Consider the following 19,300-nt stretch of genomic DNA (forward strand, 5'->3'; position numbering starts at 1 on the left):
CACTCACGTCTGTTTGTGCGGGTGGACACTGGGCCGATGAGAGTCGTCGGTGCTGCGGTGGCGGCGGTTCTGTTGCTGCTCACCGGTGCGGGCGAGGCGTCCGCGCAGCCGGGAATCCTGCTGTCGCAGGAAGAACTTCCACCCGCCGCGGTCCCCGCCCAGGCAGGCGACAGCGTCCGGGTCCGCTACTCGACGCTGCGCACCGCGACCGCGGCCGGTGAGTCGACCGGATCGATCTTCCTGCCCCGTGGTGATCCACCCGACGGCGGCTGGCCGGTGGTCTCCTACGCACACGGCACGGTCGGGATCGCCGACCAGTGCGCACCGTCGGTCGCCGGGTTCAACTACGTCGAACTGCCCGCGATCGAACAGTGGCTCGCCGCCGGGTACGCCGTCGTGGCAACGGATTACGCGGGAATCGGCACGGCCGGTGTGAATGCCTACCTCGACGGTCCTGCGGCTGCCGCGAACGCCGTCGACATCGTCCTGGCCGCACACGACGTCTACGGCGACGTGCTCAGCGACCGGTGGATCGTCACGGGACTGTCGCAGGGCGGGCACGCGACCTACTTCGCCGCCCGCGGGGCCACCACCCGGGCACCCGCACTCGACTATCGGGGTGCCGTCGCCGTGGCGGCGCCGACACACCTCGAACAGCTCTTCCCGGCCGCGGGACCCGCGATTCCGGCACTGCCGACGACCGGAATCGTGAACTACGCGTTGCTGACCCTCGCCGGCATCGACGACCAGCGGCCCGAGGTCGACATCCGGCGGTATCTGTCGCCGAAGGGAATCGAATTGATGGAGCTGGCGAAGGTGACGTGCAGCCGGGAACTCGGCCGGTACCTGCTCGCCCATCCCACTGCGGTCGGCGACCTGTTCGCGGCGCCCTTGTGGAACGAGCAGTTCCGGGAGCTGTTCCGGGAGATGCAGCAGGTGCCCGTCGACGGCTTCGACCGCCCTCTGCGGGTGGTGCACAGTCTGTCCGACACGTCGGTGCCGATTCCGTTGACGTGGGCGCAGCTCGCCGAGATGCAGCAGCACGGCGTGAAATGGGTTCACCCGACACGTGCGAGGCGGAGACGACGCCCCCACCCTACGGTTCGGACATGGGCTCAGTCATCGGAGAACTGTTACCGCTCGCGGTAGGTGTCGCGATCTCGCCGATCCCGATCATCGCCGTCATCCTGATGCTGCTGTCGAAGCGTGCGGGCGGTGCGAGCGCGGGCTTCGGTGTCGGCTGGATACTGGGCATCCTCGTCGCGACGGGCATCTTCATGCTCCTCGCCGGCAGCATCGACACGTCCGACTCCGAAGGTCCCTCCGCGACAGCGTCCTGGGTGAAGGTAATTCTCGGTGTGCTGCTGCTCCTGCTCGCGGGACGGCAGTGGAGAAGCCGCAATGCCCACGCGGAGCCACCGAAGTGGATGCAGGCCATCGACGACCTGAACTTCGTGAAATCCACCGGACTCGGATTTGCGCTGGCGGCAATCAATCCCAAGAACCTGCTGCTCTGCGTGTCCGCGGGCGTCGGGATCGGCACGGCCGGCGTGAACGGCAGCGAGCAGGTGGTGGCCCTGATCGTGTACACCGTGCTGGCCGGATCGACCGTCCTCGTCCCGGTGATCGCCTACGCCGTCGCCGCAGACAAGATGCGGGGGACCCTCGACAATCTCAAGGTTTGGCTCCAGGCCAACAACGCCGCGGTGATGAGCGTGCTGCTACTCGTGATGGGCGCCGTCGTCCTGGGCAAGGGTTTCGGCGGCTTGTTCTGACGCGACGGCGTCCGGTCCGCGCAGGTAATGACCGACGTAGCCCTCGTCGAGCGCGATGGCCTTGACGATCACCGCGGAACCCACGATGACGACGGAGAGGACGAACAGCCAGCTGATCGCGGTGAACACCAGGCCGAGCGGCCCGAATTGGTGTTGCGCGGCGGCGGTGATCCGGGGCAGGACGAGACGTCCGCCGACGTGGAGAGCGGTGAGCGCGGCGGCGGTCAGCGCGCCCGTCGCCCAGAGCACGCGACCCTTGAGGGTGCCTATCGTCAACAGGTACGGGCTGAGGGTCCACACGGCCATCCACACCGCGAACTCCCCGGCGACGGCGAGAGGTGGCCCGATGAATCGGATGCTCGTAAGCTCGCTGGCCACGCCGATCGCCGTCCCCGACAGCGCAACGGCGAACAGGACGACGAGCCACCGCCAGGCGTCTCGGAGATTGATCGACGGGACGTTCCAGATCTTTCCGTAGATCCGGGCGAGGGCCCTCGCGAAGGACGTACCGCTGATCGCGATCATCAGCAGACCGACGACCCCGAACGCGGCGAAGGAGGCGTCGGTGGTGTCGACGGTGCCGGACGTGGACGTCAGTTCCGTGGGGTCGAAGCCGAACTGGGTCTTGATGGTGCGTGCGGTCACGTTCCAACTGCTCAGCGTCGACGCCGCAATCATCACGGGCAGCACCGACGTGAAGATCCTGGCGGCGAGCGTCATCGACCGGTCGACGAGTTCGATCTCGATCAGCCCGTCGATGACGCGCCGAACGGTACGGCCGGGAGGTGTGCCCTGCAACCAGCCGTTGGCCGTTTCGGTGCGCGCGGCCAGAGCTTCCCTGGCCAGCGCCACAGACAGTTTCGTCGACCGCACACCTCGAGCGAACACCGTTCGGGCCCGCTTGTCATCATCCGCGTCAGGTGAGAACGCCCGTCACGGGCGGATGATGCACCGGAACCCGATGTGGCACGTCGACGTCTCCTCGGTGTCACCCTGCCGGGCCGAGGGTCGGTAGCGCAGGCAGTAGTTGGGCGCGCAGAGATGCGAGCCGCCCTTGATCACGCGGCGCGCGTAGGGCTCGTCCGAGTTCTCGGCGCGTGCCGTGTCGACTCTCGGGTTGGTCGGAATGCAGCAGGAACTGGTGGGTGCGACGTTCTTCCCGCTCTCGGAGTGATCCACCGTGAAGTAGTCGGTGGTCCATTCCCACACGTTGCCGGCCATGTCACTGAGGTCGTAACCGTTGGGCCGGAAATGGCCGACCGGCGACGTCCCGGCGTAGCCGTCCTCGAGGAGGTTCTCCCACGGGAACCGTCCCTGCCAGACGTTCCCGCCGGGCCTGCCGCCCGGTTCGTGCTCCTCGCCCCACACGAACGGCTTCCGGTCCAGGCCGCCGCGGGCCGCGAACTCCCATTCGGCCTCGGTCGGCAGGTCCTTGCCCGCCCACTCCGCGTAGGCGCGGGCGTCGAACCACGACACGTGCGTGACGGGATGGCGTTCGCGTCCGCCGACGTTGCTGCCCGGACCCTCGGGGTGCCGCCAGTCCGCGCCCGCGGTGAACGACCACCAGCGGGTGTAGTCGTCGAGCGGGACGGGTCCCGGTGTCGGGGTGAACACCAGCGAACCGGGCACGAGCAGAGCCGGATCCGCGCCCGGGTACTGCGCGGGGTCGGGGGCGATCTCGGCGGTCGTGACGTGACCGGTGTCCTTCACGAATCGCCGGAACTCGGCGACGGTGACCTGGTGCGTGTCCATCCAGAACCCGTCGACGGTCACCTGGTGGACGGGCCGTTCCTCGGGGTAGAAGTCCTCCGAACCCATCCAGAAGGTGCCCCCGGGGATCCACGCCATGTTCTTCGGAGCTGCACCAGTCATGGGGTCAGACTGGCACGACGACGGCCGCCGTGCGAAGGGACGTCCCGTAAACCCGGTGAGAGGGGCAACGGTTGCGGTACCGTCGGCTACTCGATTCGCAATGCTGTTCTCACCGTGCAGGGGGCTCCTCCGAATGGATGGACGGATTCCGCGTAGGTCGTTCGTTCGTGGACTGGCGCTGACGGCCGGGCTGGGGGCGGTCGGGGTGGGATCGGCGAGCGCGTACCCGTTCGGGATCGATCCGCTGCGGCCGTTCGTCTTCTCCTCGCCGCCGCTCCAGCCGTTCCGGGAACAGTTGCCGCCGTTGCCGATGATGGGTGGGAGCTCCGTCGAGGTGCACGCGAACAGCACGACGCACGTGTTCCATCCCGACCTGCCGGCGTCCCCGGCGCTCGGCTACGGCGGCATGGACTACCTGGGCCCGACGATCGAAGCCCACGTCGGTGAACGGACCTCACTGACCTACCGCAACGACATCGCGAGCAACCCCCTCGCCGCCGACGTCGACACGCGGATCCACGGCGTGAGCGAGCAGGACCGCACCCAGGTGCCGACGTCGCTGCACCTGCACGGCGGACGGACGCCCCCCGAGTTCGACGGACACCCCGAGGACACGCTGCGGCCCGGGCAGGGGATGGTGCACGAGTTCCCGAACCGGCAGGAGGCCTGCGCGCTCTGGTATCACGACCACGCGATGGGCGTCACCCGGCTCAACATCTACGCCGGGCTGGCAGGCATGTACCTGCTGCGCGACGAGTACGACACCGGGGGGACCGGCAACCCGCTCGGTCTGCCCTCGGGGGAGTTCGAACTTCCGCTGGTGTTGCAGGACAAGAACTTCACCGACGACGGACGGCAGAGTGTCCGGTCCAACCCGCTGAATCCGCAGGGCAGCTGGGAGGCCGCCACACCTGGTGACGTGGGGGTGGTGAACGGCAAGGTGTGGCCGGAAATGTCGGTGGCACGGGGCCTGTACCGCCTGCGGATGGTGAACGCCGCATCGTTCAGCGTGTGGAATCTGTTCTTCGAGAACCGGATGAGGTTCTGGGTGATCGGCGCCGAGGGCGGGTTGCTCGACGCGCCGGTCGCCACCGACCACGTCCGGCTCGGACCCGGCGAGCGGGTGGACCTCCTCGTCGACTTCGGGACCCTCGCACCCGGCACGACGGTGGAACTGCGTAACGACGAGCCGATTCCGGCGCAGGTCGCGCAGCGCGGGGTGCAGATCATGCCGCGGTTCTGCCGGTTCCGGGTGGGGACCGCCGCCGGGTTCACCGGTGGCGTGCCGGAGACTTTGCGGGGCGCAAGCCGTGGTCTCGCCGTCCTCCCGCCCGTCGCGCGGCCGTCGGTGGTGCGCAACGTGTCGGTGATGCAGCTCGCGCAGGGTCTCGGTCAGCCGTCGCCGCTGATGTCGCTGAACAACCTGCGTTACACGACCGACGACATCGAGATGCCCCGGCAGGGGACGGTCGAGCAGTGGAACATCGTCAACGTCACGCCCGAACCGCATCCGATCCACCTGCATCTGGTGACGTTCCGGGTGATCGGACGGCAGGCGATCGACACGAACGCCCTGATGCAGGCGGTCCCGGTGCCCGCGGTCGGGATGCGGTGGACGCCGTCGGCGGACCCGTTCGTGCTCGGGCCGAACCTGGCGCCCCAGGTGTGGGAGTCGGGGTTCAAGGACACGGTGATCGCGGACGCGAACTCGATCACCCGGATCGTCGTCCGGTTCCCGACCGCCGACGAACTCGGCTTCGACCCGGACGCCACGTTCGGGATGTCGGCGCACACGATGGACCACTCCGAAGGCGGACACGGCCACATGGAGCAGTCGTCGCATCCCCTTCAGGGCTACGTGTGGCACTGCCACATGCTCGACCACGAGGACCACGACATGATGCTGCGGTACCGCCTGGTGCCCTAGGCCCGTGAGTACTTATTAACCGCCGGACGTTAATAAGTACTCACGGGCGCGTAGCGCAAACTTAAAAGCAGTCTGGACTGTTTTCTTTTTTCCGCCTACAGTGCTGGGTGTGACACCTGACACAGAAGTAGTCAAGCCGGCCCGCACGCAGGCCGAGCGGACCGCGGCGATGCGCACGAAGCTGCTCGACGCGGCCGTAGACTCCCTGGTCGAGCTCGGGTACGCCCGCACCACCACGCAGGGCATCGCCCGTCGGGCGGGGGTGTCGCGCGGCGCGCAGCTGCACCATTTCCCGACCAAGGAGTCGCTGGTGGTGGCCGCCGTGGAACATCTCGTGGACAAGCGGCTGCAGGAGATCCTCGCCGCCGAAGTGGATGCAGGTCGGGGCGTCGAAGTGCTCGCCGACGCCTTCTCCGGCCCGCTGTTCTATGCGGCCCTCGAGCTGTGGGTGGCCGCCCGTACCGACCCGGCGCTGTACGAGGCGACGGTTCCGCTCGAGCGGAAGGTCAACGACGCTCTGCGCCGCGGGTCGGCGGCGGTGTTCGGCGATCGGTTCGACGCCGACGCCATCGAGCTCACTATCGAATTGGTTCGCGGTCTGGCGGTGTCGGCACTGTTCCGCACCCCCGAGGCCGAACAGTCACTACGCGCGCGGTTGTTGCCCGTGTGGGAATCGAAGGTGGAGAAGTCGTGAATCTTCCGCAGCACGTACACACCCTCATCGTGGGGGCAGGTTTCGCCGGTATGGGACTGGCGGCGCGCATCCTGCAGACGCAGCCGCAGGCCGACGTCCTGATCATCGAGCGCGGCGACGACGTCGGCGGCACGTGGCGAGACAACACCTATCCGGGGTGTGCGTGCGACGTTCCGACGTCGCTGTACTCGTATTCGTTCGCGCCGAGCGCCGACTGGAGTCACACGTTCGCCCGCCAACCCGAGATCCACCGTTACCTGAAGAAGGTCGCGGCCGACACCGGTGTCCGGTCCCGGGTGGTGACCGATTGTGAACTGCAGGAAGCGCACTGGGACGATGGCGAGACCATCTGGACCGTCCGGACGAGCCGCGGAACGCTGACCGCCGATGTCGTGGTGGCCGCGACCGGTGCGCTGTCGACGCCCAGCGTCCCGGACATGCCGGGGCTGGAGACGTTCGGCGGCACCACGTTCCATTCGGCGACGTGGAACCACGACCACGACCTCACCGGTGAGCGCGTGGCCGTGATCGGCACCGGTGCGTCTGCGGTGCAGTTCGTCCCGGAGATCGCGCCGGCGGCCGAGCATCTCACCGTGTTCCAGCGCACGCCCGCCTGGGTGATCCCGCGCCTCGACCGCGAACTGTCCGGCTCAGAGAAGGGCCTCTACCGGCGACTGCCGTTGGTGCAGAAGGCTGTCCGTGGGTCCGTGTACAGCTTCCGCGAGGCCCTGGGTGGTGTGCTCGCGCACGCGACCGGGCTGCTGCCGGTGTTCGAAATGGTAGCCAAGGTGCACCTGCGCAGGCAGGTGCGCGATCCCGAACTGCGCCGCAAGCTCACGCCGAACTTCACGATCGGCTGCAAGCGGATGCTGCTGTCGAATGACTGGCTCCGGACCCTCGACCGTCCCGACGTCACGCTCGTAGACGCGGGACTCGCCGGGGTCACGCCGGACGGCGTGGTCGACGCGGTGGGGGGCGTGCACAAGGTCGACACCATCATCTTCGCGACCGGCTTCACGCCGACGGAACCTCCTGTGGCGCAGGCGTTGCGCGGTGCGAACGGCCGCACGCTCGCCGAGCACTGGGACGGGAGCCCGAGCGCGTACAAGGGGACCACCGTCGCCGGGTTCCCCAACCTGTTCCTGATGTACGGTCCCAACACCAACCTCGGGCACAGCTCCATCGTCTACATGCTCGAATCGCAGTCCGCGTACATCGCCGACGCATTGAACACGATGCACCACAGCGGCATCACCGCCTTCGAGGTCACCGAGGAGGCGCAGCGCCGGTACAACACCCGCATCCAGTCCGACCTGCAGTCCACCGTCTGGAACAAGGGCGGCTGCTCGAGCTGGTACTACGACTCCGAGGGACGGAACTCCGTCCAGTGGCCGACCTTCACCTGGAAGTTCCGCTCCCAGCTGCAGCGCTTCGACCAGGAAAACTACGTCTCACGACGCAGGGTCGCGAAGGAGACCGTCGCGTGACGCACTACGACGTGATCGTGGTCGGCTCCGGTTTCGGTGGCAGCGTCGCGGCGCTCCGGCTCACCGAGAAGGGCTACCGGGTCGGTGTTCTCGAAGCGGGCAGACGTTTCGCCGACGACGAGCTGCCCGAGACGAGCTGGCGGCTGCGGCGCTACCTGTGGGCGCCGTGGCTGGGTTGCTACGGCGTGCAACGGATCCACCTCCTCCCCGACGTCCTGGTCATGGCCGGGGCGGGCGTCGGGGGCGGATCGCTGAACTACGCGAACACCCTCTACCAGCCGCCGCGCCGCTTCTTCGAGGACAAGCAGTGGGCGCACATCACCGACTGGCAGTCGGAGCTGGCCCCGTATTACGAGCAGGCGAAACGGATGCTGGGCGTGACGACCAATCCGTCGTTCACCCCCGCCGACGCCGTCATGCGCGAGGTGGCCGAGGAGATGGGCGCCGGTGAGACGTTCACGTCCACACCGGTGGGCGTCTTCTTCGGCGAACCGGGGTCGCGGGTGGCCGATCCGTTCTTCGGCGGAGTGGGACCCGAGCGCACGGGGTGCACCGAGTGCGGCAGTTGCATGACGGGTTGCCGGGTGGGCGCGAAGAACACGCTCGTCAAGAATTACCTCCACCTCGCCGAGAAGGCGGGCGCCCTGGTACATCCGCTGACGACGGTGAAGGCGTTGCACCCCCGGGCGGGCGGCGGCTACGAGCTGCGGACCCGCCGCACCGACGGAATCCGCAAGCGGGAGCACACGTTCACCGCCGACCAAGTGGTGGTCGCCGCGGGCACGTACGGCACCGCCCGGCTGCTGCTGGCGATGAAGGAATCCGGTGCGCTGCCGCGGTTGTCGCCGCGGCTGGGATCGGTGGTGCGCACCAACTCCGAAGCGGTCCTCGCGGCCACGGCGAAGAACCGCGCCACCGACTTCACGAAGGGTGTGGCCATCACGTCCTCGTTCCACCCGGACGATCACACCCACATCGAACCCGTCCGGTACGGCAAGGGCAGCAACGCGATCGGACTGTTGCAGACGGTCCTCAGCGACGGCGGCGGCAGAACGCCGCGGCTGCTGAAAACGGTGGGCGTCGCGTTGCGTCGCCCCGGGGCGTTCGTGCGCAGCCTCTCGGTACGGCACTGGTCGGAGCGCACCGTGATCGCGCTCGTCATGCAGACCGACGACAATTCGCTCGAACTGGCCAAGGGGAAAGGCCGCCTCGGCCGCGCGGTGACCAGCCGGCCCGGACCCGGAGATCCACCACCTGAATGGATCCCGCAGGGTCACACGGCCATCCGCAAGGTGGCCGAGCGGATCGGGGGAGACCCCGGCGGTTCGTTCGCCGACGTCGTGAACATTCCGATGACCGCGCATTTCCTCGGGGGTTGCACCATCGGGGACTCCCCGGACACCGGTGTCGTCGACCCCTACCTGCGGGCGTACGGACACGACGGCCTGCACGTGGCGGACGGTTCCGTGGTGAGCGCGAATCTCGGGGTCAACCCGTCGCTGACCATCACCGCCCAGGCCGAGCGTGCATTCGCGTTGTGGCCCAACAAGGGTGAGGTCGATGCCCGGCCCGAACCGGGCAAGCCATACGTACGTATCGAACCGTCGCCGCCCCGGAGTCCGGTGGTGCCCGCCGATGCGCCGGGTGCGCTGCGGCTCCCGCTGACGGTCGCAACCCGAAAGGAGACAGTCGATGTGGAGCGTGCCTGAATCGGCCACCCAGCGCACCGACTGGCCCGAGAGCGCGCCGCCCCCGTGGCCGGCGGGAGTCCGCGCGACGCTGTGGTGGCATCGCAGCACTGCGGCCGCCCGCGCGCTCGGACCCGACGGCGCCACCGTGCCGTTGACCCTGGCGATGATGGTCGACTACCTGGACTCGCCGGTCGGCCCCTACCGGGAAATCCTCGCGAGTCCGGTGCTCCGCGCGCCCGGTCGTCGCATCGGCGTCCTGCCCCGCATGGCGGTCCCGTTCATCGCCGTGGATTCGGAACCCTCCGTACACGGCGGACGGGTGCACTGGAGCCTGCCGAAGGTGCCGGCCGAGTTCGACGGCGACGTGCACGGCGACTTCGAGGCGTCGTCCGACGCGTGGCGCGTCACCACGAACACTCGGCCGCGCGGCCCGCGACTACCGATCGCCGGAGCGCTGGGGTTCGCGCAACCCGGCGACCGGGGCCTCGTGACGGCATCCGCACGACTGCGGGGCCATTTCCGATATGCCCGCGTGGACGTGGCGGCCGAAGGTCCCACCCTCGGTGACTGGCTGACGCCCGGCACACACCACGGCATCGTGATCACGGACGGCCGGATGACCACAGGACCCGCGCAACTCCGCTGACCCGATCAAGCGGGTAGTGGTCCGATGTCCGCGACCACGCCGGCGAGACGGGGCAGCACGGTGTCGCGCCAGCCCGGACCCATCCGCTCGAACGCGTCGCGGCTGCGCTTGTCGTCGAGGTCGAAGCCGGAGTGGTCGAGGAACAGGCGGGTGCCCGCACCCTCGGGAACGAGGCGCCAGACCAGCGTCCAGTTCTCGGTGAACGTGTAGACGAAGCGCCGCTCGGGTTCGACCTCGACCACCTCGCAGGGAACGGCGCCCCAGCCGGGCATCTCGAGGTGGAACCGATGCCCGACCGTGGCGGCGATGTCGCCCGCGGCCCACCAGCGGGCGAGCAGTTCCGGCTCGGTGAGGGCGCGCCACACCTTGGCGGGCGGCGCGGCGATGAACTGGTCGACGGAGATCTTGGTGGTGGTGCGGTCGGTCACGAGTCCTCCTCGAGGAAGTCGGCGAGTGTGCGCAAGCGGCCACGCCAGAACCGCTCGAACGGGTGCAGCCAGTCGCCGACGTCGGCGAGCGGCTCGGCGGTCAGGTGGTAGTGCCGTTGCCGTCCGGACGGTTCGTCGCGGACGAGTCCGGCCCGGCGCAGGACCTGTAGGTGCTCTGCCACCGCGGGCCGGCTGAGGTCGAACCGGCCGGCGAGGTCTCCGGCGGTGAGGGGGCCGTCCACCAGGATTTCCAGCAGGCGCCGTCGCACGGGGTTGGCGAGGGCGATGAAGACGTCGTCGTCGGGCACGCCGCGACTTTATGTCGGAAATTTCCGACATGTCAAGAATTTTCGACACATCCTTTTCTTGACTAATTCCAAAAAGGCGCGATACTGGAACACATGCGACACGACACGGATCCCAAAGCGCAGCTGCGCGAGGTGGGCCTGCGTGTCACTGCGCCACGTGTTGCAGTGTTGAATGCGGTTGCCGTACGGCCGCATTCCGACGTCGACGACATTGCGGCCGTAGTTCGTGAAGAGCTGGGATCGGTCTCCACCCAGGCGGTATACGACGTCCTCAAGGCGTGCACCGCCGCCGGCCTGCTCAGACGTATCGAGCCCGCGGGATCGCCCGCGAGGTTCGAAACCCGTACCGGAGACAACCACCACCACCTCGTGTGCCGCAGCTGCGGGACCGTCGTGGACGTGGACTGCGCCGTCGGTGAGGCTCCGTGCCTCGACCCTTCGCAGGCCCACGGTTTCGAGATCGACGAGGCCGAGGTCGTCTTCTGGGGGCTCTGCTCGCAGTGCCAGACCGGCGCGCAGAGCGGCACCGGGTCGGCAGCAGCCCTGTCCTGACCCGTCCGTCCCCACCGCTACACCCTCACCCGATGCAACCTGGAGGCTTTGCCATGCCTGAAACACAGCGCGCCACCACCAACAACTTCGGAATTCCCGTCGCCAGCGACAACGAATCCCTCACGGCGGGCACGCAGGGCCCCATCCTGCTGCACGACCACTACCTGATCGAGAAGCTCGCCCAGTTCAATCGTGAGCGTGTCCCGGAGCGCGTCGTCCACGCCAAGGGCGGCGGTGCGTTCGGCGAACTGGTCGTCACCCACGACGTGAGCCGCTACACGAAGGCCGCGCTGTTCCAGCCCGGCGCCAGGACCGAGTCGCTGGTGCGCTTCTCCACCGTCGCCGGCGAGCAGGGCAGCCCCGACACCTGGCGTGACCCGCGCGGATTCGCCGTCAAGTTCTACACCGAGGACGGCAACTACGACCTCGTCGGCAACAACACGCCCGTCTTCTTCATCAAGGACCCGATCAAGTTTCCCGACTTCATCCACTCGCAGAAGCGACTGCCGGGATCCGGTCTGCGCGACCACAACATGCAGTGGGACTTCTGGACGCTGCGGCCCGAGTCCGCGCACCAGGTGACCTGGCTGATGGGTGACCGCGGAATCCCGAAGACGTGGCGTCACATGGACGGTTTCGGCTCGCACACGTACCAGTGGGTCAACGCCGACGGCGAGCGGTTCTGGGTCAAGTACCACTTCAAGACCGATCAGGGCATCGAGTTCCTCACGCAGGACGAGGCCGACACCCTCGCCGGCAACGACCCCGATCATCACCGCGCCGACCTGTACGACTCGATCGCCCGCGGCGAGTTCCCCAGCTGGACGCTGAAGGTTCAGGTCATGCCCGTCGACGAGGCCGAGGGGTACCGGTTCAACCCGTTCGACCTCACCAAGGTGTGGTCGCAGAAGGACTACCCGCTGATCGAGGTCGGCAAGTGGACCCTCAACCGTAACCCCGACAACTTCTTCGCTCAGATCGAGCAGGCCTCGTTCGAGCCGTCGAATGTCGTTCCGGGAATCGGCTTCTCGCCCGACAAGATGCTGCTGGGGCGGGTCTTCTCCTACGCGGACGCGCACCGGTACCGCATCGGCGCCAACTACGCGCAGCTGCCGGTCAACGCGCCGAAGAACCAGGTGAACTCGTACTCGCAGGACGGTGCGATGCGGTACGCCACCAATTCGCCCGAGACCCCGGTGTACGCGCCGAACTCGTATGGCGGCCCGCACGCCGACGCGTCGCTCGCCGGCGACGAGGGCCTGTGGGCGTTCGACGGCGAGTCCGTGCGAGCCGGCTACATCGAGCACGCCGAAGACAGCGATTTCACGCAGGCGGGCACGCTCGTCCGCGAGGTCCTGAGCGACGACGAACGCGACCGCCTGGTGAACAACATCGTCGGCCACGCGCTCGGCGGTGTCAGCGAACCGGTTCTGCTGCGGGTCTTCGACTACTGGAAGAGCGTCGACCCCGACCTGGGCAAGCGAGTGGAAATCGGTGTCCGGGAAGGGCAGAGCCAGAACTGATGTCGTTGGTGGGGCAGGCTCAGAGCAGGCCCCACCAATAGATCAGTACGGCGAGAACGAACACGATCACAGTTTCCACGACGACCCTCCTCCGCCCGACTGCACGCAGTGCACTTCCATCATCCACCTCGAGCGGGGACGGACGCTACTGCGCTTCGCGCCCGTGAGTACTTCTCAACCGCCCGTGGTTGAGAAGTACCCACAGGGGTGTGACGGGTGTGTCGGATGTTGTTGCTAGGTTGGGCGGTGTCAGGACACCGGCTCGGATGACCGTGTCCCGAGTCGGGGTCGAAAGGTGCTGTCTTCCATGGTGATGGGTCCCACCCATGCAATGTCCGGTGCGGCTGTCGGTCTGGCGGTGGCAGATCTGCTGCCTCTCGACTGGGGTGGGCCCACCTCGACCGCCGAGACCTTCACGTTCGCGGCGGTGTGCGCCGGAGCGGCGCTTCTCCCGGACCTGGACACGAGCCAGTCCACGGTCTCGCGCTCGTTCGGTCCGGTCAGCAACGTCGTCGCGAAGGGCGTCGATGCGGTGTCGCTGGGGTTCTACACCGTCACCAAAGGCAAACGCGACGGCAAGCGGCGGGGCGGGCACCGCACGCTCACCCACACGGCCCTGTTTGCCGTGGGTATCGGGGCCGGGGTGTCCGCGCTGGTCGTCCAGTTCGGCAAGCCCGCCATCATCGCGACGCTGTTCGTCTGCCTCGGGCTCGCGCTCCGCGGGCTGGCCGGAGAGCTGGCCAAAGAAAAAGGCTGGCTGGCGGTTTCGGCGGTCGCGGCGGTGCTGTCCGCGCTCACCTGGCAGTCGTATCCCACCGAGGCCGGTTCCACCGGACTCGGAGTCGCGGTGGCCCTCGGCTGCGCCACCCACTGCCTCGGGGACGCCATCACCAAGGAGGGCGTCCCCTTCCTCGCGCCGTTCCTCACGCTCGGGAAGGAACGGTGGTGGGAGTTCCGGCTCCCGTCGTTCCTGTCCATCCGGGCAGGCGGGCCCTTCGAGAAGGTCGTGCTCGGGCCCGCCCTCACGGTGGCCGTCGGACTCATGGTCATCTGGGCCATCGACGGTGCGCCGCAGGCAATCTACGACGCGTTCATGCCCGCCCCGCAGTGACTCAGGCCGCGAGCACGTTCTCGAGATCGTCGAGGACGATCATCGCCCCGGTGGGCCCCAGCGCGAGGAACCAGGTCTCGTCGCTCACGGGCACGGCCTTGCCGTCCTTCACCGCCTGCATCTGATTCCACAGCGGACCGCCGACCACGGTCGACTCGTCGGTGGTCTCGGGCGCGCCGTAGCTGGAGTAGAAGATCCGGTCGGCGTTCGCCTCACCGATCGTCTCCTGGCTCACCTCGACGGCAAGTTCGTCGACGTTCTGCACCGTCGGACGCGGAAGTCCGACGTCCCTCAGGATGACGCCGATGAACGACAGGTTGCCGTACAGGCGGATCTTGCCGGACATGAACCGGACCAGCGAGATCGTCGGCTCGCCCGTGATGGACTCCCGGACCTCGTCGGCGCGGGTCTGATAGGCGTTGAGCACCTCCTCCGCCTTGGTCTCCTCACCGAGGGCGTCGGCGACCAGCAGGAAGTTCTCCTTCCACGGGAAACCGGGGCGGATGCCGAACACGGTCGGCGCGATGGACGACAGCTGCGGGTACAGCTTGTCGGCCCGCAGCTTGCTGCCCAGGATCAGATCGGGCTGCAGAGCGGAGATCGCCTCGAGGTTCAGGTTGTTGGTGGTCCCGACGTCCGGCACCCCGGCCAGCTTGTCGGCGAGGTAGGACGGCTGACCGGCGGCGCTCTCCGGGCTGGCCAGTCCGACGGGTGTGATTCCCAGGGAGAGCACGTCGTCCAGCTCACCGCCGTCGAGGACGATCACCCGTTCGGGCTTCTTCTCGATGACGGTCTCGCCGAGGGCGTGGGTGATGGTCCGAGGAAAGACGCCCGGGTCGGCGTCGGTGCCGAGCTTGGCGGTCTCGGCGTCCGCCGTGGCGAACTGGCGGCCGCCGGTTGCGACGTCGGCGTTGCCGGCGGACGACCCGGTGTCGGTGGTGCCGCAGGCGGCGAGAAAGACGGTGGCCAGGGCGACCAGCCCGGCGCGTACGTAGAGCCTCGAAGACATGAGGTGAGGCTAGCCTGAGGTTTCGGACCGATGGTCGCGGGGTCGCCGCAAACTGAAACACCCTCACCACGCAGAAGAGGCCCTGGCCGGCGAACCGGTCAGGGCCTCTTCTCGGTGTCTCACACTGTCGGGGTGGCGGGATTTGAACCCACGACCTCTTCGTCCCGAACGAAGCGCGCTACCAAGCTGCGCCACACCCCGTGTTGAACCTCGGCTAGCTTACATTACCCAACCAGTCACCATTAAATCCCCTGGTCAGTTGCGTATAACGGTGCTCTCCGACGACTCGGCGCGACCCCGCGCGGCGTCGGCGTCCGAGCCGCCGCGCTGAGCCGGAACCAACGTCAGGAGCGTCGCCTCGGGGCGGCAGCAGAAGCGGGCGGGCGCCCACGGCGACGTCCCGATTCCCGCGGACACGTGCAGCTGGGTGTGTGCACCCCACTTGGACGGACCCTTCACCCGTGAACGGTCGATGTCGCAGTTGGTGACCAGCGCGCCGTAGAACGGCAGGCACAGCTGACCGCCGTGCGTGTGGCCCGCCAGCACGAGGTCGTAGCCGTCGTCCGCGAACCGGTCGAGCACCCGCGGTTCGGGCGAGTGGGTGATGCCCAGCCGGAGATCGGCCAGCGGATTGGGCGGACCGGCGATCGTGTCGTACCGGTCGCGCTTGAGGTGCGGATCGTCGACTCCGGCCGACGCGATCCGGACACCCGACACCTCGAGGTCGCGGCGGACGTGCGTGACGTCGAACCAGCCGCGCTCGGTGAACGCGGCCCGCAGGTCGCCCCACGGCAGCGGCTCGCCGAGGACGCGCTTGTGTTCCTTGCGGAAGTACTCGAGCGGGTTCTTCGGCTTGGGCGCGAAGTAGTCGTTGCTGCCGAAGACGAACAGTCCGGGGCGGGCGAGCAGATTCCCCAGCGCCTGGACCACTGCGGGCACCGCCCGCTGGTGCGACAGGTTGTCGCCGGTGTTCACGACGAGGTCGGGGTCGAGGTTGTCCAGCTCCCGCAGCCAGTTCTGTTTCAGCCGCTGTCCGGGCATCATGTGCAGGTCGCTGATGTGCAGCACACGGAGCGTCGACGACCCGGGTTCGAGTACCGGCATAGTGACCTCGCGCAGCGCGAACGCATTGCGCTCGATGAGCGAGGCGTAGCCGATGCCGAGGGCGGCGGCACCCGCCGTACCCAGGGCGGCGCGGGTCAGGTTGGCACGGAACTCGTCAGACACTCTTCCAGGATACTGATGAGCGCAATCGAGATGCAGTGGACGAATCGGGGCGCGTAGCGTTTCGCCCATGCCAGATTCACTGAAAGCAAGACTGCGCTCCGACATGACGGCCGCCATGAAGGCCAAGGATTCGCTGCGCACCGCCACCATCCGCATGCTGATGGCCGCCGTGCAGACCGAAGAGGTCTCCGGCAAGGAAGCCCGCGAGCTCACCGACGACGAGGTGCTGAAGGTCCTCGCGAAGGAGTCGAAGAAGCGCGGCGAGTCCGCCGAGATCTACACCGAGAACGGTCGAGGTGAGCTGGCAGCGCAGGAGCGGGCCGAGGCGCAGATCATCGACGAGTACCTCCCGACGCCGCTGACCGACGCGGAACTGGTCGACGTCGTGGACACCGCGATCGCCCAGGTGGCCGAGGAGATCGGTGAGCGTCCCGGCATACGTCAGATGGGGCAGGTCATGAAGGCCGCCGGCGCACTCGCGGGCGGCAAGGCCGACGGTTCGCGGCTCTCGCACGCGGTGAAGTCCCGCCTCTGACTTCCCGAGGTGAGTGGGAAAGCGTGCGTCGCCACACCTTCCCACTCACCGATGGTTAGCGGGGTATGGGCGGCAGCTGGATCGGCGGCAGGCCGGGCAGCTGGATGGGCGGAACGGGGATCCCCTGAGCCGGCGCCTGCGGAGGAGCGGCCTTCACCGATCCGTCGCTGACGTAGATCGTGATGGTCGACCCCGGAATGGCCGAACCGGACGGCGATGCGCTCGTGACCGTCCCCTTGGCCGCCTGCGACTCGGTGGTGACCGCGTTCACGGTGAACCCCGCACCCTGCAGACGGGACGTCGCGGCCGACTGGCTCAGTCCGGTGACGTCCGGAACCTGACCGTTCTGCGAACCGCGCGCGTATTTCTGGTCGACCGGCGGCAGCGTCGTCGGCCCGAAGTTGTTGGCGATGGGGTTCATCGCCGCGTACCAGGTCCGCGCCGGTTCGTTTCCACCGAACAGGTTGCCGTCGCCACACGGCCGCAGCGGGGCCGAACAGATCTCACCCGGCGTCGGCGAGTCGCCGAACACGTACACGGCGGCGGCGAAGTTGTTGGTGAATCCGAGGAAGCCCGAGGACATGTGGGATTCCGTGGTACCCGTCTTGCCTGCCATCGGCAGCGTCCAGCCGACGCTGCCCGCCGCCCCGGCGGACGTGCCACCGGGCTTGTCGTCCTTGCTCATGGCGTTGGTGAGCGTGTCCGCGAGGCCGGGTTCGACCACCTGCTCGCAGGCTTGCTGGGTGACCGAGACGGGCTTGCCTTCACGGTCGAACACCGAATCGATGGGGGTGGGCGGGCACCACTTGCCGTGCGAGGCGAGCGTCGCCGCGACATTCGACAGTTCCAGCGGATTGATCCACGTGGGACCGAGGGTGAACGAACCCAGGTTCTGATCCTTCTGGAAGTCGGCCATGCTGCGGTCGTCGAATCCCGACGTGCCGGGCTGGGCGTACGAGCGCAGACCCAGCCGCACCGCCATGTCGACGGTGGGGGCGACTCCGGTCGCCTGGATCAGCTTGACGAACGCGGTGTTGGGGGACTGCGCCAGGGCGTCCGTCACCGACAGTGCCGCCGGGTACTTGCCTGCGTTCTCGACGCAGTACGTGGACGCGGGGCAGCCTCGTGCACCACCGCTACCCATGCCCCGGGCCTCGAACCGCCCGGGCACGTCCAGGATGGCGTTCGTGCCGAGGCCCTTCTCCATCGCGGCGGCCGTCGTGAAGATCTTGAAGATCGACCCGGCGCCGTGACCGGCCAGTGAGTACGGCTGCGCCTGCACGGTCTCGTTGGCGTTCGCGTCGAGGCCGTAGGTGCGGCTGCTGCCCATCGCGAGGATCCGGTGCGAATCCTGGCCGGGCTGGACCACGTTCATGACGTTCGCGATGCCGTCGAGCCCCGGGCTGGCGTTCGCGCTGAGTGCCGCCTTCGTCGACGCCTGGACCGCGGGGTCGAGCGTCGTCTTGATCAGGTAGCCGCCCTTGTCGATCTGCTCGCGGCTGATGCCGGCGTTGGCCAGGTACTGCAGGGCGTAGTCGCAGAAGAAGCCGCGGTCGCCGGCCGCGATGCACCCGCGGGGCAGCCGGTTGGGCTCGGGCAGCACGCCGAGGGGCGTCTCCTTGAGCTGCCGGAGTTCGGCGGCGCGCTCGGGAATGTTCGAGATCATCGTGTCGAGAACCACGTTGCGTCGTTCGAGGACGCCATCGGGATTCGTGTACGGGTTCAGAGCCGAACTCGACTGCACCATGCCCGCGAGCATCGCGGACTGCTGCGTGTTCAGTTCGGACGCGTCGATGCCGAAGTAGGTCTGTGCGGCGTCCTGGATGCCGAACGAGGCGTTGCCGAACGGAACCAGGTTGAGGTAGCGGGTGAGGATCTCGTCCTTGGTGAGTTCCTTGTCGAGGGTCAGCGCCATCCGGATCTCGCGGATCTTGCGGGCGGGCGTCGTCTCGATCGCCGCCCGGCGTTCGGCGTCGGTCTTGGCCACGACGAGCAGCTGGTAGTTCTTCACATACTGCTGGTCGAGGGTGGACGCGCCCTGCTGCACCTCACCGCTCGTGGTGTTGGTCAGGAAGGCGCGCATCGTGCCCTGCCAGTCGACGCCCTTGTGCTCGGGGAACCGGCGGTCCTCGACGGAGACGATGGCGAGCTTCATCTCGTTGGAGATCTTTTCGCTGGGCACTTCGAAGCGCCGCTGGTCGTACAGCCACGCGATGGGATTGCCCGCCGAGTCCACCATCGTCGAGACCGCGGGAACCGTTCCTTCGACCAGTTCCGCGGAGACGTTGTCGACGGTGTCAGCCGCCCTGTTGGAGGCGTAACCGAACCCGCCGGCGAGCGGAAACATCACGCCGGCGAGGAGCACTCCTGCCAAGGCGGAGGATCCCGCGAGCTTCCCCACTGTTTTTGCAATCGACACGATCTACAGAGTACGTGGGGTCTGCGGGTGCGCTGGTTGGGCGCGGAATTCGGCCAGGAAAATGCCCTGAGCACGGGGTATGGACGGGCGTACCAA

The 19,300-nt window shown here is 67.8% G+C and carries 18 protein-coding genes and 1 tRNA gene; 11 read left to right on the forward strand and 8 right to left on the reverse strand.

The annotated features are described in order from the left end of the window. The first annotated feature begins 36 nt into the window (after window positions 1–36). Together HGB39_RS05720 and HGB39_RS05725 are read left to right on the forward strand one after the other, a co-directional pair. The gene (locus HGB39_RS05720; RefSeq protein WP_005564631.1) at window positions 37–1,149 is read left to right on the forward strand and encodes an alpha/beta hydrolase; all 1,113 of its coding nucleotides are present in this window, start codon (window positions 37–39) and stop codon (window positions 1,147–1,149) included. Then, the gene (locus HGB39_RS05725; protein WP_007298496.1) at window positions 1,110–1,775 is read left to right on the forward strand and encodes a GAP family protein; all 666 of its coding nucleotides are present in this window, start codon (window positions 1,110–1,112) and stop codon (window positions 1,773–1,775) included. The genes HGB39_RS05720 and HGB39_RS05725 overlap by 40 nt, the downstream gene beginning before the upstream one ends. Here HGB39_RS05725 and HGB39_RS05730 read toward each other — a convergent pair. Both HGB39_RS05730 and HGB39_RS05735 read right to left on the reverse strand, forming a co-directional pair. After that, window positions 1,722–2,648 (reverse strand): hypothetical protein, encoded by a 927-nt coding sequence (locus tag HGB39_RS05730; protein ID WP_005564627.1) that lies wholly within the window; start codon window positions 2,646–2,648, stop codon window positions 1,722–1,724. The two genes, HGB39_RS05725 and HGB39_RS05730, sit on opposite strands and share 54 nt — an antisense overlap. A 60-nt stretch (window positions 2,649–2,708) precedes the next feature. Then, window positions 2,709–3,647, reverse strand: coding sequence for a formylglycine-generating enzyme family protein (locus HGB39_RS05735; RefSeq protein WP_043788739.1), 939 nt, complete (start codon window positions 3,645–3,647; stop codon window positions 2,709–2,711). A gap of 100 nt (window positions 3,648–3,747) precedes the next feature. Between HGB39_RS05735 and HGB39_RS05740 the strand changes: the two genes are divergently transcribed. The 5 genes from HGB39_RS05740 (at window position 3,748) to HGB39_RS05760 (ending at window position 10,092) form a co-directional block, all read left to right on the forward strand. Further along, the gene (locus tag HGB39_RS05740) at window positions 3,748–5,574 is read left to right on the forward strand and encodes a multicopper oxidase family protein (RefSeq protein ID WP_005564625.1); all 1,827 of its coding nucleotides are present in this window, start codon (window positions 3,748–3,750) and stop codon (window positions 5,572–5,574) included. Window positions 5,575–5,674: 100 nt separating this feature from the next. Continuing rightward, complete coding sequence (locus tag HGB39_RS05745; RefSeq protein ID WP_005564624.1) at window positions 5,675–6,268, forward strand: TetR/AcrR family transcriptional regulator; 594 nt, start codon at window positions 5,675–5,677, stop codon at window positions 6,266–6,268. After that, a complete protein-coding gene (locus tag HGB39_RS05750) occupies window positions 6,265–7,755 on the forward strand; it encodes a flavin-containing monooxygenase (RefSeq protein ID WP_005564623.1) in 1,491 nt (496 codons plus the stop codon). Before HGB39_RS05745 ends, HGB39_RS05750 begins: the two co-directional genes overlap by 4 nt. Further along, window positions 7,752–9,464: an FAD-dependent oxidoreductase gene (locus HGB39_RS05755; RefSeq protein ID WP_005564622.1), complete on the forward strand. Its 1,713-nt coding sequence runs from the start codon at window positions 7,752–7,754 to the stop codon at window positions 9,462–9,464. Before HGB39_RS05750 ends, HGB39_RS05755 begins: the two co-directional genes overlap by 4 nt. Next, window positions 9,448–10,092 carry an acetoacetate decarboxylase family protein gene (locus tag HGB39_RS05760; RefSeq protein WP_043788737.1) on the forward strand — a complete coding sequence of 215 codons (645 nt, stop codon included), beginning with the start codon at window positions 9,448–9,450 and terminating at the stop codon, window positions 10,090–10,092. Before HGB39_RS05755 ends, HGB39_RS05760 begins: the two co-directional genes overlap by 17 nt. Before the next feature lie 5 nt (window positions 10,093–10,097). Here the strand turns inward: HGB39_RS05760 and HGB39_RS05765 are convergent, their stop codons facing one another. Both HGB39_RS05765 and HGB39_RS05770 read right to left on the reverse strand, forming a co-directional pair. Continuing rightward, window positions 10,098–10,520: an SRPBCC family protein gene (locus HGB39_RS05765; protein WP_005564620.1), complete on the reverse strand. Its 423-nt coding sequence runs from the start codon at window positions 10,518–10,520 to the stop codon at window positions 10,098–10,100. Next, entirely contained in the window at window positions 10,517–10,828 is a 312-nt protein-coding gene (locus HGB39_RS05770; protein ID WP_005256073.1) for an ArsR/SmtB family transcription factor, read from the reverse strand. The genes HGB39_RS05765 and HGB39_RS05770 overlap by 4 nt, the downstream gene beginning before the upstream one ends. 93 nt (window positions 10,829–10,921) lie before the next feature. Between HGB39_RS05770 and HGB39_RS05775 the strand changes: the two genes are divergently transcribed. From HGB39_RS05775 to HGB39_RS05785, 3 genes are all read left to right on the forward strand, one after another. Then, entirely contained in the window at window positions 10,922–11,380 is a 459-nt protein-coding gene (locus HGB39_RS05775; RefSeq protein WP_005256074.1) for a Fur family transcriptional regulator, read from the forward strand. A 53-nt stretch (window positions 11,381–11,433) separates the two neighbouring features. Further along, complete coding sequence (locus HGB39_RS05780) at window positions 11,434–12,903, forward strand: catalase (RefSeq protein ID WP_005570572.1); 1,470 nt, start codon at window positions 11,434–11,436, stop codon at window positions 12,901–12,903. Between the two features lie 307 nt (window positions 12,904–13,210). Continuing rightward, window positions 13,211–14,014, forward strand: a complete 804-nt coding sequence (locus HGB39_RS05785) for a metal-dependent hydrolase (RefSeq protein ID WP_005256076.1) — start codon at window positions 13,211–13,213, stop codon at window positions 14,012–14,014. A 1-nt stretch (window position 14,015) separates the two neighbouring features. Here HGB39_RS05785 and HGB39_RS05790 read toward each other — a convergent pair whose 3' ends face one another. The 3 genes from HGB39_RS05790 to HGB39_RS05800 form a co-directional block, all read right to left on the reverse strand. Continuing rightward, window positions 14,016–15,023: an ABC transporter substrate-binding protein gene (locus tag HGB39_RS05790; protein ID WP_005570574.1), complete on the reverse strand. Its 1,008-nt coding sequence runs from the start codon at window positions 15,021–15,023 to the stop codon at window positions 14,016–14,018. 127 nt (window positions 15,024–15,150) lie between these two features. Further along, a tRNA-Pro gene (locus tag HGB39_RS05795) sits at window positions 15,151–15,224 on the reverse strand. A gap of 54 nt (window positions 15,225–15,278) precedes the next feature. After that, complete coding sequence (locus HGB39_RS05800) at window positions 15,279–16,250, reverse strand: metallophosphoesterase (protein WP_005256078.1); 972 nt, start codon at window positions 16,248–16,250, stop codon at window positions 15,279–15,281. 67 nt (window positions 16,251–16,317) lie between these two features. On the opposite strand from HGB39_RS05800, the gene HGB39_RS05805 reads away from it, so the two are divergent. Continuing rightward, window positions 16,318–16,785 carry a GatB/YqeY domain-containing protein gene (locus tag HGB39_RS05805; protein WP_043791948.1) on the forward strand — a complete coding sequence of 156 codons (468 nt, stop codon included), beginning with the start codon at window positions 16,318–16,320 and terminating at the stop codon, window positions 16,783–16,785. Window positions 16,786–16,840: 55 nt separating this feature from the next. On the opposite strand, the gene HGB39_RS05810 is transcribed toward HGB39_RS05805, so the two are convergent. Next, window positions 16,841–19,186: a penicillin-binding protein gene (locus HGB39_RS05810; RefSeq protein ID WP_005570579.1), complete on the reverse strand. Its 2,346-nt coding sequence runs from the start codon at window positions 19,184–19,186 to the stop codon at window positions 16,841–16,843. Between the last annotated feature and the right edge of the window lie 114 nt (window positions 19,187–19,300).

This window comes from Rhodococcus opacus (assembly GCF_012396235.1).
In the GTDB taxonomy this organism is placed as follows: Bacteria; Actinomycetota; Actinomycetes; order Mycobacteriales; family Mycobacteriaceae; genus Rhodococcus_F; species Rhodococcus_F opacus.

What these genes read in the sequence shown, in the direction of transcription:
- HGB39_RS05720 (WP_005564631.1), top strand. Translation starts at nt 37, where the DNA reads ATGAGAGTCGTCGGTGCTGCGGTGGCGGCGGTTCTGTTGCTGCTCACC.
- HGB39_RS05725 (WP_007298496.1), top strand. Translation starts at nt 1,110, where the DNA reads ATGGGCTCAGTCATCGGAGAACTGTTACCGCTCGCGGTAGGTGTCGCG.
- HGB39_RS05735 (WP_043788739.1), bottom strand. Translation starts at nt 3,647, where the DNA reads ATGACTGGTGCAGCTCCGAAGAACATGGCGTGGATCCCCGGGGGCACC.
- HGB39_RS05740 (WP_005564625.1), top strand. Translation starts at nt 3,748, where the DNA reads ATGCTGTTCTCACCGTGCAGGGGGCTCCTCCGAATGGATGGACGGATT.
- HGB39_RS05760 (WP_043788737.1), top strand. Translation starts at nt 9,448, where the DNA reads ATGTGGAGCGTGCCTGAATCGGCCACCCAGCGCACCGACTGGCCCGAG.
- HGB39_RS05775 (WP_005256074.1), top strand. Translation starts at nt 10,922, where the DNA reads ATGCGACACGACACGGATCCCAAAGCGCAGCTGCGCGAGGTGGGCCTG.
- HGB39_RS05780 (WP_005570572.1), top strand. Translation starts at nt 11,434, where the DNA reads ATGCCTGAAACACAGCGCGCCACCACCAACAACTTCGGAATTCCCGTC.
- HGB39_RS05785 (WP_005256076.1), top strand. Translation starts at nt 13,211, where the DNA reads ATGGTGATGGGTCCCACCCATGCAATGTCCGGTGCGGCTGTCGGTCTG.
- HGB39_RS05790 (WP_005570574.1), bottom strand. Translation starts at nt 15,023, where the DNA reads ATGTCTTCGAGGCTCTACGTACGCGCCGGGCTGGTCGCCCTGGCCACC.
- HGB39_RS05805 (WP_043791948.1), top strand. Translation starts at nt 16,318, where the DNA reads ATGCCAGATTCACTGAAAGCAAGACTGCGCTCCGACATGACGGCCGCC.